This window comes from Niveispirillum sp. SYP-B3756 (genome assembly GCF_009495745.1).
Lineage (GTDB): Bacteria > Pseudomonadota > Alphaproteobacteria > Azospirillales > Azospirillaceae > Niveispirillum.
In genome coordinates this window covers 1-14,408 of sequence record NZ_WIDQ01000023.1, presented here as the reverse complement: position 1 = coordinate 14,408, position 14,408 = coordinate 1, and the positions used below count along the sequence as shown (strand labels likewise).

The window sequence follows — 14,408 nt, the reverse complement described above, 5'->3', positions numbered from 1 at the left end:
CCCAGTCATTCGCGTGATAGCAAAAGACCCATTATTGTTGCTTGCCTTTCGAACAACGAGATCGTGCAGCAGTTCTACTCCGCAACTTATCTCTCACACCTACGGATCGTAACAACCACTCTGGAGGCGTCCGGCCGGACGATGTCCAAAGTCTAGATGTTACGAACACGCCCAAATTTACCCGCAAGCAGGTAATCTGAACTTCGGATGGCTTTCCAGATTTCCTCAAGGGTAATCCAGTCCGCTCGCGTGTGCTCGCTTTATGGAAACGCATATGCAGCAAAAAAGATCATTGTTGCAAGCGTTTTTTTTAAGCGCCTATTCGGCACCTAATCCATATTTGAAGGACGTTAACACGCCCTGACCGCCATTGCCATTCATCCATATGGATAATGCTGTCCGCGGTTTCAATGCATCGATCATTGTCAATTCGAAGCCGACTGTCCGCCCCAAAGCAGCCGATCTTATGCGCCTGCATACTGTCCACCGCCAAGCGTCGACGACGAACTTTCGGATGAAGCCGCGACCAAGTCAATCTACTGCCCACACCGGCCGCCGATACCGCCATTCCCGCCGTCCACCCGCCCCCGCCTTGTACCGTTCCCACTGCCGGGCCTTCAGATACGCTGCCACGCGCATCTGATCGCACCGTGACCATTTCCCCGTTTCAATCCCCAGCGCCCCTTCTAGGATTTCACCCACGGACACGTCACAGACCGGCTGGTCGCGTTCGACCTCCTCGTCGCGCCAGTCGTCATAGCCGAGGGCACCCCGGTTGACGCGGCGGCGTTCGTGGGTCAGCCAGCGGTCGATGCGGGTGTCCCAGGCGTCGCCCTGATAGCGGGCTTCCTGCTCCAGCTTGGCGGCGGCGATCAGGTCGGGATCGTCCAGCCACCAGATGGCGCCGTGGCGGTAACGGGCGACCGCCTCGGCCCAAAGCTGGTCGCGGTCTTGGCGCAGACCGTCAAGGTCGATACGGCCGCAGCGCAGCGGCCAGAAGCGGCGGTTGCCGGTCTCGTCGCGCAGATAGGTGTCGGGGTTCACCGACCCGGCGAAGACGCATGCCGGGGCACGTCGATGACGTAGCGCTCGTAGGGTGGCCGGTAGCGGTCGGTGGTGCGGGTCAGGAAGGCCTTGATGCGTTCAACCTCGGCCCGGCCAATGGCGTCCAGTTCGGCAATCTCGATGATCCAGACGCCGCGCATCTGCTGGGCGCAGTCCTTGCTGCCGATCTCCGCCAGTTCGTCGGTGAACCAGTCCTCTCCGGCCAGGATCTTCAGGGCAGTGGATTTGCCGGTGCCCTGCGGCCCTTCCAGGATCAGCATGTGGTCGACCTTGGCGCCGGGACGCAGGATACGGGCGACGGCGGAGATCAGCCAGCGGGCACCGAAGGCGCGGTTGAGCGGCGTGTCCTTGGCGCCCAGATAGCGGATGGCCCAGGTCTCCAGCCTTGGCGTGCCATCCCAACGCAGATGGTCGAGATAGTCACGCACCGGGTGAACGCGGATGTCGTTGGCCACCGCACCCACGCTGCGGCTGACCACCAGGGGCGTGACATTGATCTCGCGGCGCTGGAGCCATTCGGCGCAGCGCACATCGTCGGTGGCATTCCAGGGACGTGGGGCCTGGAACGGGCCGCTTTCCCAGGGCAGCGGGCGGGCCGCCAGGATCTCCTGCCGGAATTCGTCAAAGACCAGGGCACCGGCAAAGGCCGGATCGTTGGACAGGGCGGTGATGACATTGGCCTCGTTGCGCTCCGGCGTGCCGTCGTCGCCAATACGCAGCATGGCGGCCCAGGGCGGGCGGATCGCCGGTGCGTCACCCCCGCCGCCATTCAGCCGGCGGCGCAGGTCGCGCAACTGCTTCTCCAGCACCGAAACCGGGATGCGGGTGGTCGCCTTGATGGTGGTCAACAGGTGCCGGATGGGCACCGGGTCGAGCCGCGCGGTGGCAATGGCCCCCAGCAGGCGGGCAAGGTCCGTCATGTCGGGCGGGTGGGTCAGCGCAAGGGCTACGGCTTCCATCTCCGCCAGGGTGTGGGGCGTTGGGACGGGTTGCGCGGCAGGCTCCAGGCCATAGTCAGCGGCGGTCGCCCCTTGCCGCAGATCATCGTTGAAATCATCGCCGTGCAGCGGGACGACGATGGTATTGGGTATGTCCGCCCGGTTCAGCCGGTCGGCCAGCGCGGCGGCAGCCTGGCGACCGGCGTCGCCAGCATCGGCGAAGATGGTGACGTGGCGCACGCCGTCGGGCCCCTGGAACCGCCGCATGCCGTCGGCCGACAGTCCGGCCCAGGTAGGAATGCCGAAGATCGCTGTTGCCGCCAGCGCCGTCTCGATGCCTTCGGCAACGCCCAGCCGTCCATCCGCTCCGATCGCACACAGCCGGACATGCCCGTCCGCGATCGGCCCCAGCATCTTCTTGCCCGGCGGGGCCTTGCCCGAACCATCCTCCAACAGGAACGTGCGGTGGATGCCACCGGTGGGTTGGCCGGCACTGTCGCGCACCCGCGCCACCATGCCAGGCCAACCGCGCGCGCTGTCATAGTCGGTCAGGTCGTCATGGAAGAGCAGGTCCGGCGATCCGGGGTCCGACAAGCCCCGGCTGCGCAGATAGGCTTCCGCCACCGTGCCGGCCAGCGGGCGGCAGCCATTAAGGATGCGGGCGATTTCCAGGCTGTGGTCCGGCTTGGTTGGTGTGGCTCGGGCCACCGGCAGCGGCATATCCAGGCGCGCCAGCCGGGCCGCCTCCTCGAACAGCGGCGCATCCTCCAGGCCGGTGGCGTAATGGATCAGGTCGATGGGGCCGGCACTTTCCCCCGTGGCGAAGTCGAAGCCCCAGCCGGCATGGCTCCCGGCCAGATGGATGACACAGGAGCCTTCGTTGCGCGGTGGCCGACCGGAGAGATCGGCACAGCGCAGGGTGCGGCAGTCGGCGGATAGGCGCGCCCTGGGGAACAGGGCCGGCAGCCAATCGGGTGCCGATGCCGCCAGCCGGTCGCGGACCTGGCGCAGATCGAACCGGGGTGGCGGCTGCCAGACATCGTTCAGGTCGATCATGCCAGGATCACCAGCCCCTTCTCGGCCCGGGTGATGGCGGTGTAGAGCCAGCGGGCGCGGTCCTCTGCCGTGCGGCCCAGCCCATCGTCCCAGACGATGACGTTCTCCCACTGGCTGCCCTGTGCCTTATGGCCGGTGATGGCCCAGCCATATGTGGCTTCGACCAGATGCCGCTTCTCCTTCCAGTCGCGGTCGTGGCGGTCCTTGTCCAGGACATGGTGATCTTCGAAATGCCCCTTGTAGAGGCGCAACCGCTCCCGCTTTCCCTCCGGGCCGACAGGGCCGATGGCGTTGCCGTCCTCGTCGGTCACCGTGGCGGAGAAATACAGGCTGCCCTCATCCACAATGTCATCCAGCGTCAGGAACATGCCGTTGATCACGCCAAGGTCGTTGCGGTTTTTCAGGCAGACGATCTTCTCGGCAGGTCCTGTCGGCAACCAGCCGCCATTGAGGCCGGCGGCACGACGCAGGGCGTTGTTCAGTTGCAGCCGGGTAGCGTTCAGGCCGCAGATCACCTGTCCGCCGCGCAGGCACTGGTCCGGCGTCACCGCCGTCTTCGCCAGCTTCCAGACGTGATCATCGTGCCGGCCCATGGGGATCGGCCGGCCCTCGCGCGCCCAGGTGGCCAGCCGGATGACGGCGCTCTCCACCGCCTGCCGGTGGATCTCGGTCAGCATGATGTCGGGTGCTGCTTGCGTGAAGGCGCCTTCGCCCTTGATCGGCGGCAACTGGCCGGGGTCGCCCAACACCAGGATGGGCTTGCCGAAGGACAGCAGGTCGCGGGCCATGTCGGTGCCCACCATTGATACCTCGTCCAGCACGATCAGCCGGCAATGGGCAGCATCGCTGTCGGGGTTGAGGTCGAAACGTGGCTTGCGCATGTCCTTCAGCCCCTGGCGCATGGCCTCGATCGCCGCATCGGCGGTGACACGCTCAAAGCCGGACAGGGTGCGTGCCTGCTGCTCAGCCTCGGCGATCTTCTGCCGCGCTGCCTCGATCTCCTCTTCGGTTGCCTCGATCACCCGGTAGATCAGGCTGTGGATGGTGCGCGCGGGCGTGCCCTTGCGCCGCAGCACCAGCGCCGCCTTGCCGGTGAAGGTGGCCGTGACGACGCCCGGCACCATGGTGCCGCCCTCCCTGCCGGAGCGATGCGGGTCAAGGCCCAGATCGTCGAGCGCGAATTTCAGCACGGTGCTCTTGCCGGTGCCGGCATAGCCAAACAGGCGGAACACCGGCTGTTCGCGGGTGCGGTTCTCAAACCAGTTGCGGATGGCGGCGATGGCGCGGGTCTGGTTGGCGGACGGGGTGATGCCGATCATGGCGCGGGCCCCCAGCAACGGTCCTGCCAGGCACAGGGCGCGTGCCATTCCCCGCCGGTCCAGCCGCCGCGACACAGGGCCGAGGTGCGGTGGGCGGCGGCACGGGGCAACAGTTCCCGCGCCGCGGATGCCCGCACCACCTCCACCGCCCGGTCGCTCATCCGCTGCGCCAGCGGCACATCATAGGGCACCAGTTCGGCGTGCAGTTCCCAACTGTCGCGGTTCAGCGCCGTGAACAGGGCCGGTTCGGCCAAGTCCATATAGGCCTGATAAAGCGCGACCTGTGCCGCGTAAGTGGGCCGTGCAGCGACGACGCCACGCTTGACCACCTCCTTCCACGGGGCTGCCCCCAGGCATTTATTCTCCCACAGGGCCGGATAGGCCATGGCGGCGGGGCCGGAGACGAGGCAGCCATCGATATGGCCACGGAACCGCCCGTCCAGCACCGAAAAGCCGAACTGCCTTCCGTCCCGGCGGTGGGTGCGCAGGTCGAAGCCGCCGGCGCGCAGCCAGTCGGCCACCACATCCTCGCCACGATGGCCGGCTTCGAAGATGCGCAGGGTGGCGCCCGTGAAATCAGCCCCTGCATCCTTTGGCAGGGCGAGATAGTCGTACTGGATCTGGCGCAGGCATTCGCGACCGATGCCAGAGGTGCTGACATAGTGCCGGGGCGGCTGTGCCCGGTTGCGGGTGGCCAGGGCAGCATCGATGGCAGCGTTGATGGCGGCAGCAATGCCGGGGTCGCGGGCCGGTCGCTCATACTGGCAGCCGGAACCGTGGTTAAGGTCGATCATGGCGGCGGCCCGATTTCAGAACGGCAAGGGGTCGTCCAGCGCGGTGCCGGTCCGCTCCTGCACGCCCGCTTGGCGCTGCATACTCTCGACATAGCCGGTGACGGCGGCCTCGATCAGGCGGTCGATCTCGGCGGCGGTGCGATGGAAAAAGGGTTCCATCAGGCCAAGGTCGGTCAGCGCCTCGGCAAAGGGGCGGCGGGCGTCCTTCAGCGCCCGCACTTCCCGTGCGGTCTTGTCGATCATCCCGTTATTCTCCTTTGCCAGACGGGATCCTGCATCAAGGCAGCCCATGGAGCAGAAGCGGTGGAACAGCAGCGGATTGTGCCGGTGCAGGTAGAGGAAGCCGCGTCCCTCCCGGTGGCACAGTTCACAAGGGCCTATCCGAGCAAGAGCCGGGTGAGGTTCTGGCTGTCGTTTGGCTGGTCGCGGATCCGTTGGGCGGCCAGCACCACGAACCGGGCGACGGCGTTGGCCGCCATCGCTTCCAGCTCTGCCAGGGTCAGCACCGCAATGGGCTGATGCAGTCGGCCACGTCCTTCCAGCCATTGTCCGATCGCCTTTGCCGCTTCGCGCGTTGCCAGCGCCTGCCATTCATCGTCCGTCATGCCGGTGGTGCCGGCCCGGTCAGCCGTTCAGCCATGCCGGCCCAACCAGAGCGGCGGGGGGCGATGGGGGCGGCGTGGTCTGGCCCGCCCAGGCGGGGGCCGCATTCCAGGCAGTGCCGCTGTTGGCGGTGGCCGGTGGGTTGGCTGCCCAGGCGAGGCCACCTTGCGCGGCGGGTTCCGCTGCCTTGCGGGGCTTGGCGTTTACCGGTTCGGGCGGCACCGTCTCCCCGCGCAGCACCATTGCGTGCTGCGGCTCATCGGGCGTCACCACATGGGCCAGCTTGTTGGCATCCTTGTATTGCGGGTTGCTCGCCGGCTCGACCATGATGCGGGCAACAAAGGTGATGCCGTCCAGATCCTTCAGCCCGCGCAGGGTGCGCTTCGCCTTGGCGGCGTCGCTCATGTCCTTGGGATCCAGCCCCAGGGCACTGTCCACCATGGCGCGGAAGGCGGCCTTGGCGATGTTCCAGCCCTTGGACACACCCTTGTCATCCAGTTTGCCGCCAGCCACGGTGAAGTTCTGCCAGAATTTCCGGCGGGCAAACGGCCCCTCGACGACGGTGAATTCACAATCCAGCATCTTGGCGTCGGAGGATTTCGAGGCGGTCAGCAGCCCGGCATCCAGCGGGCTGGAGCCGTTCACGCCGCCGGGGCGGATGGTCATGCGCACGCGGGCAAAAGTGCCATCCGGGATCAGGTCACCGGCAGGGGCCATCTGCGGCTGGGCATCGTTCAGATCATACATGGTGCTCTCCTTCAGGCGGTCGCGGCGGCAGTGCCGGGCGCGTTGATCTTGGTGAAAAGGGCGGTGAGGTCGGGCGGCTCGGTCGGGTCGAGGCGGCCGCTGCGGTCCTTGGCCGGCAGGCCCCAGGGATTGCCCGCACGACAGACCAGCCGCCGGTGTTCGCCCTTCTCGTTGAAGGCAAATCCGCCGTCGCTGGTGCTGTCGAAGAAATGCATCGTCATGACCTGGTCGACGATGCCCGGCAGTTCGCGGCCGATCTTGGCGCCCTCCATCTGGGGCTGCCAAGTGACGGCGTTGAACTCATCGGTCACCTTCTCCAGCACCCCGACGAAGATCACCGTCTTGCCGGGCGCGTGCTGCAGTAGCTTCAAAGCGTGGATCACCTCACGCCCGAGCAGGCCATACGCCCCCCGCACATCGGGCTTGCCGGTGCGCTCAGAAAAGGCCTCGGGCTGCTGGCGGGCGAAGGTCATCACCTGCCGGGAAAGGTCGGTAATGCTGTCAACGAACAGGATGGGCTTGGAGGCAAGGAACGCTTCCAGCCCGCTATCGGCGTGACTGGCCCGGACATGCTGGTAATGCGCCTCGCCATAGGTGGCGGTCGGGTGGACCGCCGGATCGGGGCCACTGATCAGAACGACGAGATCACGGAAATCCAGATAGCTGCGGATCGGGATGCTGGTGCCCCGCCAGTCCTGGACGGATTTCAGCCCCGCCTCCAGGTCGAGGCACAAGGTACGGTCCGGCGGCAGGGTCTTCAGCAGCGAGGTCTTGCCGACCCCTGGAACGCCGAAGATGGCGAAGCTCGTCTTGTTGCTGGCGGCCGACAGGCGCTCGTCGGCGGTGATGATGCGGATGGCCATGATCTATGGATCCCTGAAAATGCAGGTCGAAGGGGTGCGGCGGGGTGTTGACCAGGCGCCGAAGGGAAGCCCGCCCGTCCTTGCGGATAGGGCCACCCCGCCGCGTCCGGGATGGTCAGCGCGGCTTTGGCCGTTCCAGGCGGAAACCGGGTTTGCCGACGCGGAGCGTTCGGGCGGGCTCAAACAACCGACGGATTTCCGGCGGCCACGCGCCATAGCGTGTTTCGCTGACCTTGATCTCAATGCCGATATAGTCATCGGGGTTGGAGCCCCAGGACCGGATGGTTTCGACAGCCGCCCGCAGCTTGCCCTGGTCATACTCAGGCTTTTTCGGCAGGTCGCAGATGGCGACGAAGCCCTCGGCCTCTTCGATGCGGACGGTGCCGGCATCCTTGCCCAGGGCATGGCGCAGGGCCCGGGCGCGCTCGCCATAACGCAGAGCCAGAGCCCCGTTCAGCCAATCGTCCAGCCGTTTCAGCCGGGCCCTTTCCTCGGCCAGATCGTCCAGCAGCAGCGCCAACTGCTCGACCGGCAGGCCGGATATTTCGCCGACCGGCATTCCCATCAGATCGTCGAGCGTGATCCGATTGTTCATGGAAATCTCCTCCCGGCGCTCCCGCCGGACATCTTGATGGCGAGATAGGCCATGTGCCCGTCGGCCCGGCGGCGCTGTGCCGCCGTCACCGTTTCTTCGGCAACCAGCGTCAGAACGCGGTTGGCCAGCCGGCACAGCGCCTGCCGCTGCGGGTCGGTCAGGGTGGTGCTGCCGCGCTCACGGTCGGCAGCAAGATGGCCAATGTGGTAGAGAAAGTGCTCGCCCGGCTGCGCGGTCCGGAGCCAGTCCAGCAACGCGGTCTCGTCGGTGAACAGGGGGCGGGTGGGTTCGGTGTTCTGCATCCCCATTTCAGTACTGGAGGCAGGCTCCTGGACAAATTCGCGTGTTTTCGCCCTGTTTCGCCCGCGAACCGGAGAGAAAACAAAGTGATCGCTGCGGGATTCTGCGCAGGTGTCTGCTGTCATCGCCTGGGTCATGCGACCGCCTCCCGCTGCTTTTCAGCTTCGAAGGCTTCGATATCTTCCAGGCGGTAAACGACGCGGCCGCCGATCTTCAGGTATTTCGGCCCCTGTCCCAGCCAGCGCCACCGCTCCAGGGTGCGCGGGCTGATCCGCCAGCGCCGGGCCAGATCGGTCTGGGTTAAATGTGTGATGTGCATGGACATCTCCGCTGCTGCATCTCGTCTTTTCATCCAGTCACGTTGGGGTGCTTGGATATGCGAGGATTTTCAGCGGATTACGGTTCTGCCGATATGGTCAGACCCGAATTTTCTTGTGACGTCCGGACACGAAAAAGCCCCCCATTTCCGAGGGGCTGATACGGAGTGCGTGACGAGCGGGCTTCAGCTTGTGACGGAGCGACTTCAGGCCTTTGACAACAGTGCGGACTCGCTTCGGATGTCGGCCATCGAAACTTCCCGCAGCGCCGGGTTCAACCGATAACCGGAACGCTCTTTGGTCTGAATGAAAGTATCTTGGTCAAGAGGGATGCCGAGACTGACGACAAGAGGCTCAAGCGCCTCCCGGAGCCGGCGTAATTGCTGCCGCATGGACGGATCGCTCAGCCCAAGCCGATCCGCCAGATCGACTGAAGCCATAAACGGGATCTCCTCATCGACAGCTTTTGCCCTCCGGAAATTCTCGATCAATGCCTCAACCATCCGGAAATTTGCCCCATCAAGACTGTGCTCCCCGCGAAACAGCACCCGCTTCCCCTGTCCATCGACGGCGAATTCAAGGATGGGGGCGCTGAGCCTGTCGATGAAGGCCTTGGTTCGGGTATCATAATCAGGGGCCGGAGCGACTTCGACATGTCCCCGGCTGAAGCAGACGGCCAAGAGAGAACCGGATGGCAGCTCATTGCGGAATAGGGATCGGGAATGCTTGGTCACTGCATCGGCAATGACGTCTTCCACAGCTTTTGCGTGCCGTTGGAACAGACTGTAGAGCCTTGTGCCGGCTTCGTCGGCTGACAAGCTGGGAAACCGGTCCAATGCTGGTACGATTTCAGGATGATCGATCAGAAAGCGTTCTTTCGAGGTGCTTCCCAGCCGCTGGAAAAAGGATACATAACTGAGGGCCATGCGTAGATCGTCATCGATGCTCCGGTCCGCCAGGAGCAGGTCCCGCATATAGCTGTCCGCGGGCTCGTGATCGCCCATTCCGGCAGCCAACACCGCAAAACGGCGGTCAATGCATTGCGAGCAGACACCGCAATGCTTTTGCGTTCCAGTCCATTTTCGTGGTCGTGTGCAACTGACCGTCATCGCCAGCATGTCTGAGAAGCCCGCGTCCCTGATCCTGAGGACGACCTCCTTCTTGGTCAGCCATTGCAGTGGCGTGCGGATTTGGATGTCGCGCTCCAGCAGGGCCGAGAACAGCCCCTCCAACCCCCGCAGGACCTTTGGATGCGTGGTGCGGGTCGCCCGCCCGCCGATCACGTCACCTGCCAAGGGCAGGTTGATGCTGACCACACCATTCTCGTAGAAGCTGAAACTGTCCTTTCCGGACATGCGCGCGACAACCAACCCGAGACAGGCGAAAAGGAATAAACGGGTTCGCTGGGTGTATTCACGCGCGCGCTCACCTTCATTGCTGACCCATACAGGAATGTACGAGATCTTTCGCTCAAAGCCGCGCTGCTTTAGGCCGTTGATAAGAAGTTCCTGAACATTACGAACCTTCGTTGATGAAGAATGACCGACGAGGGTGACTGACTTATCGTTGATAGCGACATCGTCCACCGCGCCCGCGAACGAATCAATGCCGCCTGAGAACAGAGCAACCTCGTCATTCTCCATTGAGCCGTCGATCAGATTTGCAAAGTAAAGTGACTGCGGCTGCGCCGGTGCCTGCGCTTGCCGGAAGTCAAACTCGTAGCTGTCGTCGGAAAGGAAACCAAGTGTCTCGATCAGAAGGTCGTTGATTTCTGGATCCTGCCATACGTCCAACTGCCGGACTGGGATAGAAAAATGCAAACTACGTCGCCAGTCTTCTCCGAAATTCGGCAGATTTTCCGATCCGCGCCCGATCCGCTGATCAGCGCAGTAGACATAGGCCGCCAATTCCAGAAGATCAATCAGCAGGTCCGGAACATTTCCCAGCATCGTTCGGGTGATGTAGTCGATGCGAAGCTTAACGTTCCGGCCAGGGCCTTGCACATCCATGATGATGGACTCAGGGGTAGAAGACTGCGCAACGCCACATTCGATCCGGTGGTGTCTCACGATAAACCCTTCCTCTGGCCCCTTCTCTGCTCCAGTTCGCGCCCAATTTTCTCCACGGCAAAGGCAGAGAACCTACCCATGTCTTGTCTGGTTATTGTCCGACCATCCCGGTAATGGTTCTTCCCCATCCAGTCGCGTGCAAAATTTCGCATGATCAGTGCGGCTTCGTTACAGTGCCGTTTGATGGCATCATCAAATGTCCGGAGATCTGAAACAGATCGACTAAGCCTATCGACGCCGACCATTTTGTGAAGATTTCGATCCACGTAGTAGCGAATAACCCGTCCCACGAAGTTCGCATAAAAGCTGTGCGCCATCACAGCAAACGACTCCGTGCCCTTCAATGTCGAAAGGGTTGTCCTGAGATCATCTGCGGTCGGCTGCCATAGACTGGGCAGCCGGCTTTGAATGGCCTCACCCAAAGCGGATGCACCAGCACGACGCGCGATTTCGCCGAGATCCGTCACATGCGCGTGCTGTCGACGTTGAAACCGTTCAAGTGCGCTGTCGTAGACGACCAGCATTTCCGACAATGTCGTCGGTAACGTATCGGGCAACCCAATTTCCTGGCAGGCACCGGCCACATCAGGAGAACCAACCGCCTGAGGAAGTCGCGCTAACAACCATAGCGCTTCGACAAATAAGGGATCTTGCTGGCCGCGTTTCAGAGCATCCTGGCCAATTCTGGTCACCTGATCGACCAGATCGTCCGTTGGCGTTCCTCCAGCAACGAGATAACGGACGATCTCCGGCAGGGAACGAAGGGCAGGCAGCTTTCCAAGACGCTGGTGGCCCATAGTTTGCCCCTACCAACAGTCGTTGGTCTGGTTATGGGCGGCAACCATGCTCAAAATCGGGGAACAGAACCGATAGACAGATGCCATTGCGCGAAAGCCTATGCATTAATGTCGCATTTCGGAGATGTTGGTAGAAGCATCTCAAAAAAAAGTCTCCCGCGCCAAGATTTTTACCACCCACCCGAAGATGCGTTCGCGACCGGGGGAGAGCCATTGGTTGATGGGGTGGCGAACTGATGCCGAAGGTCATGATAGATGCGACCGGTATGGGAATGCAGGGTACGCATTCCCATACCGGCAATTCCTTCTTCTTCGCCCTGCCGCGATAAGCATCTGACTTTACTTCTATTTTTTGTCCCAGACGCCTACGGTCCGCGCCATCGACATCAGTTGCGGACAATCTCCATGGACAAGCCCCTGAGCGGCCCCAACGCCCTCGGCCCCGACCGGATGACAGCAGAGGAGCGGCTGGCCGAGGTGGGCCGGTTGCTCGCCGCCGGCCTGTTGCGCGTGCGTGGCGGAGACATTCGCCTGGACTTCTCGCCTGCCCAGCGCGGTGGTGGTCGCGAACCACGCAACAGGGTTGGAGGGTTAGGATGACGCTGGTGCAGGCACGAAAACAGGCCGGCGGGCTGCCCCGTCCCGGTACCGACACGGAACGGGATGCCACGGTGCTGGCGCGGCTGGCCGCACTGAAAGAAATGAGCGTCAACGAATTGAAGACGGAATGGCGCCGCCTGTTCAGTGCAGACGCGCCGAACAACAGCCGTCCGTTTCTGGAAATGCGCTTGGCCTGGCGCATTCAGGAACTGAGCTATGGCGGCCCCACGCGGGAGACGGTCCGGTTGCTGGATGCGCTGGCCGACGAGGTGAATGGCAAGCCCGGTCGCAGGGCGATGCTGGTCGATCCGCGCAAGCCGGTGGCCGGCACGCGGCTGGTGCGCGAATGGAACGGGGTGGAGCACACCGTCACCGTCCTGCGCGATGGATTCGAGTTTGAGGGCCGGACCTTCCAGTCCCTGTCGGCGGTTGCCCGCACCATCACCGGCACGCGCTGGAACGGCTGGCGCTTCTTCGGGCTGCGGGAAATCGGAAGGGACAAGCCATGAAGCGGACAAATGCCCCCGCCAGCCCACCCCAACGCCGCCTGCGCTGCGCCATCTACACGCGCAAATCGACCGAGGAAGGGCTGGAGATGGAATTCAACAGCCTGGACGCCCAGCGCGCGGCCTGTGAGGCCTATATCGTCAGCCAGAAGGGCGAAGGCTGGGTGGCACTGCGGGACCGCTACGATGATGGCGGCTATTCCGGCGGCACCCTGGAACGGCCGGCCCTGCAACAATTGCTGGCCGATATCGATGATGGGCTGGTGGATGTGGTCGTCGTCTACAAGATCGACCGCCTGTCCCGCGCCCTGATGGATTTTTCCCGGCTGGTCGAGGTGTTCGATCGCAATGGCGTCACCTTCGTTTCCGTGACCCAGAGCTTCAACACCACCACTTCTATGGGCCGGCTGACGCTGAACATCCTGCTCAGCTTCGCCCAGTTCGAGCGCGAGGTGATCGGGGAGCGGATCAGGGACAAGTTTGCCGCCTCACGCGCACGCGGCATGTGGATGGGCGGCTATGTGCCCACCGGCTATGATGTGAAGGACCGCAAGCTGGTGGTGAACGCGGCGGAGGCCGCCACCATCCGCATGATCTTTGAACGATTCGTCCAGTTGGGCTCGGCCACCGCCCTGGTGGCACAACTGGCCAACGAAGGTGTCGTCAGCAAGCGGGGCAAGCCCATCGACAAGGGCTTCCTCTACAAGTTGCTGAACAACCGCATCTATCTGGGGGAGGCGGTCCACAAGGGCACGTCATATCCGGGCGAACATGCGGCGATCATCAGCCAGGATCTGTGGGACAAGGTCCATGCCATCATGCAGAAGAGCCCACGCTCCCGCGCCGCCGCCACGCGGGCACAGACGCCAGCCCTGCTGAAGGGCTTGATCTTCGGGCCAACCGGCACCGCCATGACGCCGACGGCCACCAAAAAGGGCAGCCGTCTATATCGCTATTACGCCTCGATGGATGTGATCCGGGGGCGGTCCATCGACCCGGATTCCGGCGCCCCGCTGCGCCTGCCGGCGGAGATGGTGGAGAATGCCGTGATCCGGGAGGTGCGCCGCCTTGTGCGTATGCCGGAGATCGTGGCGCAAACCCTGGCAGCGGCCCGCCCCGAAGCACCCGACCTGACCGAGGGAGAGGTGGTGGCGGCACTGGACCGGTTCGATGAGATCTGGTCTGCCCTGTTCGTGACCGAACAGGCGCGTCTGGTGCGGCTGCTGGTGGATCACGTCACCGTTACCGCAGACGGCATCATCGTTGACCTGCGCACAGCCGGCCTGGGCACAATGGTGCGCGATCTGCTCACCCCGCGCAGCCTGGAGAGCGTTGCATGAGCAACAGCCCCGATACCATCCGCATTGTCATCCCGCTCGCCCTGAAGCGCCGCAACGGCCGCCCGCGCATCGTGCCGCCGGCCGATATCGAAATGGCCGCCGACGGGCGCGCGCCCGATCCCCGTTTGCTGCGTGCCATCGCCCGCGCCTGGGACTGGCGTCGTCGGCTGGAGCGGGGCGAGGCGGCAACCCTGACGGACATCGCCGCCGCGGAGGGAGTGACGGTGCCCTTTATCAGCCGATTCCTGCGACTGGCCTATTTGTCGCCTATGGTTCTGGAACAGCTTCTGATCAACCGCCGCCCGTGCCCCCTGTCGCTGGACCGGCTGGCGACCGTCGCCCAGGCACCATGGCAGCAGCAGCCGGGCATGGTTTTCGAGGAGTGAAACGTTGCGTCGCGATTGACGTATGAACGTGCGTCATTACATTATCAGAGGAAGCTAACAAGGATGTCGCCATGCACACCACCCGCCTGACCAAAGTTGGAAATTCCACCGGG

15 protein-coding genes and 1 pseudogene are annotated in these 14,408 nt (G+C 63.6%); 4 read left to right on the top strand and 12 right to left on the bottom strand.

Annotated elements, in window-relative coordinates; translation table 11 throughout:
• Positions 1 to 531 precede the first annotated feature (531 nt).
• The 12 genes and pseudogenes from GE253_RS23900 to GE253_RS23845 all read right to left on the bottom strand — a co-directional run bounded on the left by GE253_RS23900 (position 532) and on the right by GE253_RS23845 (position 11,463).
• Positions 532 to 2,417: pseudogene (locus GE253_RS23900) on the bottom strand (VapE domain-containing protein).
• A 638-nt stretch (positions 2,418 to 3,055) separates the two neighbouring features.
• Positions 3,056 to 4,426, bottom strand: a complete 1,371-nt coding sequence (locus GE253_RS23895; RefSeq protein ID WP_247878843.1) for an AAA family ATPase — start codon at positions 4,424 to 4,426, stop codon at positions 3,056 to 3,058.
• Entirely contained in the window at positions 4,375 to 5,172 is a 798-nt protein-coding gene (locus tag GE253_RS23890) for a hypothetical protein (RefSeq protein ID WP_153206673.1), read from the bottom strand. The genes GE253_RS23895 and GE253_RS23890 overlap by 52 nt, the downstream gene beginning before the upstream one ends.
• A gap of 15 nt (positions 5,173 to 5,187) precedes the next feature.
• Positions 5,188 to 5,415 carry a DUF6511 domain-containing protein gene (locus tag GE253_RS26385; RefSeq protein WP_247878842.1) on the bottom strand — a complete coding sequence of 76 codons (228 nt, stop codon included), beginning with the start codon at positions 5,413 to 5,415 and terminating at the stop codon, positions 5,188 to 5,190.
• Between the two features lie 134 nt (positions 5,416 to 5,549).
• Complete coding sequence (locus GE253_RS23880; protein WP_153206672.1) at positions 5,550 to 5,777, bottom strand: hypothetical protein; 228 nt, start codon at positions 5,775 to 5,777, stop codon at positions 5,550 to 5,552.
• A gap of 19 nt (positions 5,778 to 5,796) precedes the next feature.
• On the bottom strand, positions 5,797 to 6,522 hold the full coding sequence (locus GE253_RS23875) for a hypothetical protein (RefSeq protein WP_153206671.1): 726 nt from the start codon (positions 6,520 to 6,522) through the stop codon (positions 5,797 to 5,799).
• Between the two features lie 11 nt (positions 6,523 to 6,533).
• Positions 6,534 to 7,385 carry an ATP-binding protein gene (locus GE253_RS23870; RefSeq protein ID WP_153206670.1) on the bottom strand — a complete coding sequence of 284 codons (852 nt, stop codon included), beginning with the start codon at positions 7,383 to 7,385 and terminating at the stop codon, positions 6,534 to 6,536.
• A 115-nt stretch (positions 7,386 to 7,500) separates the two neighbouring features.
• Positions 7,501 to 7,980 (bottom strand): hypothetical protein, encoded by a 480-nt coding sequence (locus tag GE253_RS23865; RefSeq protein WP_153206669.1) that lies wholly within the window; start codon positions 7,978 to 7,980, stop codon positions 7,501 to 7,503.
• Complete coding sequence (locus tag GE253_RS23860; RefSeq protein WP_153206668.1) at positions 7,977 to 8,417, bottom strand: hypothetical protein; 441 nt, start codon at positions 8,415 to 8,417, stop codon at positions 7,977 to 7,979. Before GE253_RS23860 ends, GE253_RS23865 begins: the two co-directional genes overlap by 4 nt.
• Positions 8,414 to 8,599: a helix-turn-helix domain-containing protein gene (locus GE253_RS23855; RefSeq protein ID WP_089288095.1), complete on the bottom strand. Its 186-nt coding sequence runs from the start codon at positions 8,597 to 8,599 to the stop codon at positions 8,414 to 8,416. Before GE253_RS23855 ends, GE253_RS23860 begins: the two co-directional genes overlap by 4 nt.
• Before the next feature lie 204 nt (positions 8,600 to 8,803).
• Positions 8,804 to 10,606 (bottom strand): 7-cyano-7-deazaguanine synthase, encoded by a 1,803-nt coding sequence (locus tag GE253_RS23850; RefSeq protein WP_153206667.1) that lies wholly within the window; start codon positions 10,604 to 10,606, stop codon positions 8,804 to 8,806.
• A gap of 56 nt (positions 10,607 to 10,662) precedes the next feature.
• Positions 10,663 to 11,463, bottom strand: coding sequence for a hypothetical protein (locus GE253_RS23845; protein WP_153206666.1), 801 nt, complete (start codon positions 11,461 to 11,463; stop codon positions 10,663 to 10,665).
• Between the two features lie 405 nt (positions 11,464 to 11,868).
• Between GE253_RS23845 and GE253_RS23840 the strand changes: the two genes are divergently transcribed.
• From GE253_RS23840 to GE253_RS23825, 4 genes are read left to right on the top strand one after another with little or no spacing between them, the layout of a single operon-like run.
• Positions 11,869 to 12,063, top strand: a complete 195-nt coding sequence (locus GE253_RS23840) for a hypothetical protein (protein WP_153206665.1) — start codon at positions 11,869 to 11,871, stop codon at positions 12,061 to 12,063.
• Positions 12,060 to 12,572 carry a DUF2924 domain-containing protein gene (locus GE253_RS23835; RefSeq protein ID WP_153206664.1) on the top strand — a complete coding sequence of 171 codons (513 nt, stop codon included), beginning with the start codon at positions 12,060 to 12,062 and terminating at the stop codon, positions 12,570 to 12,572. The genes GE253_RS23840 and GE253_RS23835 overlap by 4 nt, the downstream gene beginning before the upstream one ends.
• Complete coding sequence (locus GE253_RS23830) at positions 12,569 to 13,909, top strand: recombinase family protein (protein WP_153206663.1); 1,341 nt, start codon at positions 12,569 to 12,571, stop codon at positions 13,907 to 13,909. The genes GE253_RS23835 and GE253_RS23830 overlap by 4 nt, the downstream gene beginning before the upstream one ends.
• Complete coding sequence (locus GE253_RS23825) at positions 13,906 to 14,295, top strand: hypothetical protein (RefSeq protein WP_153206662.1); 390 nt, start codon at positions 13,906 to 13,908, stop codon at positions 14,293 to 14,295. Before GE253_RS23830 ends, GE253_RS23825 begins: the two co-directional genes overlap by 4 nt.
• Positions 14,296 to 14,408: the final 113 nt, after the last annotated feature.

Bases quoted from the DNA above. Each gene is read 5' to 3' on its own strand.
- GE253_RS23895 (WP_247878843.1), bottom strand. From the start codon at position 4,426: ATGGCACGCGCCCTGTGCCTGGCAGGACCGTTGCTGGGGGCCCGCGCC.
- GE253_RS23890 (WP_153206673.1), bottom strand. From the start codon at position 5,172: ATGATCGACCTTAACCACGGTTCCGGCTGCCAGTATGAGCGACCGGCC.
- GE253_RS26385 (WP_247878842.1), bottom strand. From the start codon at position 5,415: ATGATCGACAAGACCGCACGGGAAGTGCGGGCGCTGAAGGACGCCCGC.
- GE253_RS23880 (WP_153206672.1), bottom strand. From the start codon at position 5,777: ATGACGGACGATGAATGGCAGGCGCTGGCAACGCGCGAAGCGGCAAAG.
- GE253_RS23875 (WP_153206671.1), bottom strand. From the start codon at position 6,522: ATGTATGATCTGAACGATGCCCAGCCGCAGATGGCCCCTGCCGGTGAC.
- GE253_RS23870 (WP_153206670.1), bottom strand. From the start codon at position 7,385: ATGGCCATCCGCATCATCACCGCCGACGAGCGCCTGTCGGCCGCCAGC.
- GE253_RS23865 (WP_153206669.1), bottom strand. From the start codon at position 7,980: ATGAACAATCGGATCACGCTCGACGATCTGATGGGAATGCCGGTCGGC.
- GE253_RS23860 (WP_153206668.1), bottom strand. From the start codon at position 8,417: ATGACCCAGGCGATGACAGCAGACACCTGCGCAGAATCCCGCAGCGAT.
- GE253_RS23855 (WP_089288095.1), bottom strand. From the start codon at position 8,599: ATGCACATCACACATTTAACCCAGACCGATCTGGCCCGGCGCTGGCGG.
- GE253_RS23850 (WP_153206667.1), bottom strand. From the start codon at position 10,606: ATGGATGTGCAAGGCCCTGGCCGGAACGTTAAGCTTCGCATCGACTAC.
- GE253_RS23845 (WP_153206666.1), bottom strand. From the start codon at position 11,463: ATGGGCCACCAGCGTCTTGGAAAGCTGCCTGCCCTTCGTTCCCTGCCG.
- GE253_RS23840 (WP_153206665.1), top strand. From the start codon at position 11,869: ATGGACAAGCCCCTGAGCGGCCCCAACGCCCTCGGCCCCGACCGGATG.
- GE253_RS23835 (WP_153206664.1), top strand. From the start codon at position 12,060: ATGACGCTGGTGCAGGCACGAAAACAGGCCGGCGGGCTGCCCCGTCCC.
- GE253_RS23830 (WP_153206663.1), top strand. From the start codon at position 12,569: ATGAAGCGGACAAATGCCCCCGCCAGCCCACCCCAACGCCGCCTGCGC.
- GE253_RS23825 (WP_153206662.1), top strand. From the start codon at position 13,906: ATGAGCAACAGCCCCGATACCATCCGCATTGTCATCCCGCTCGCCCTG.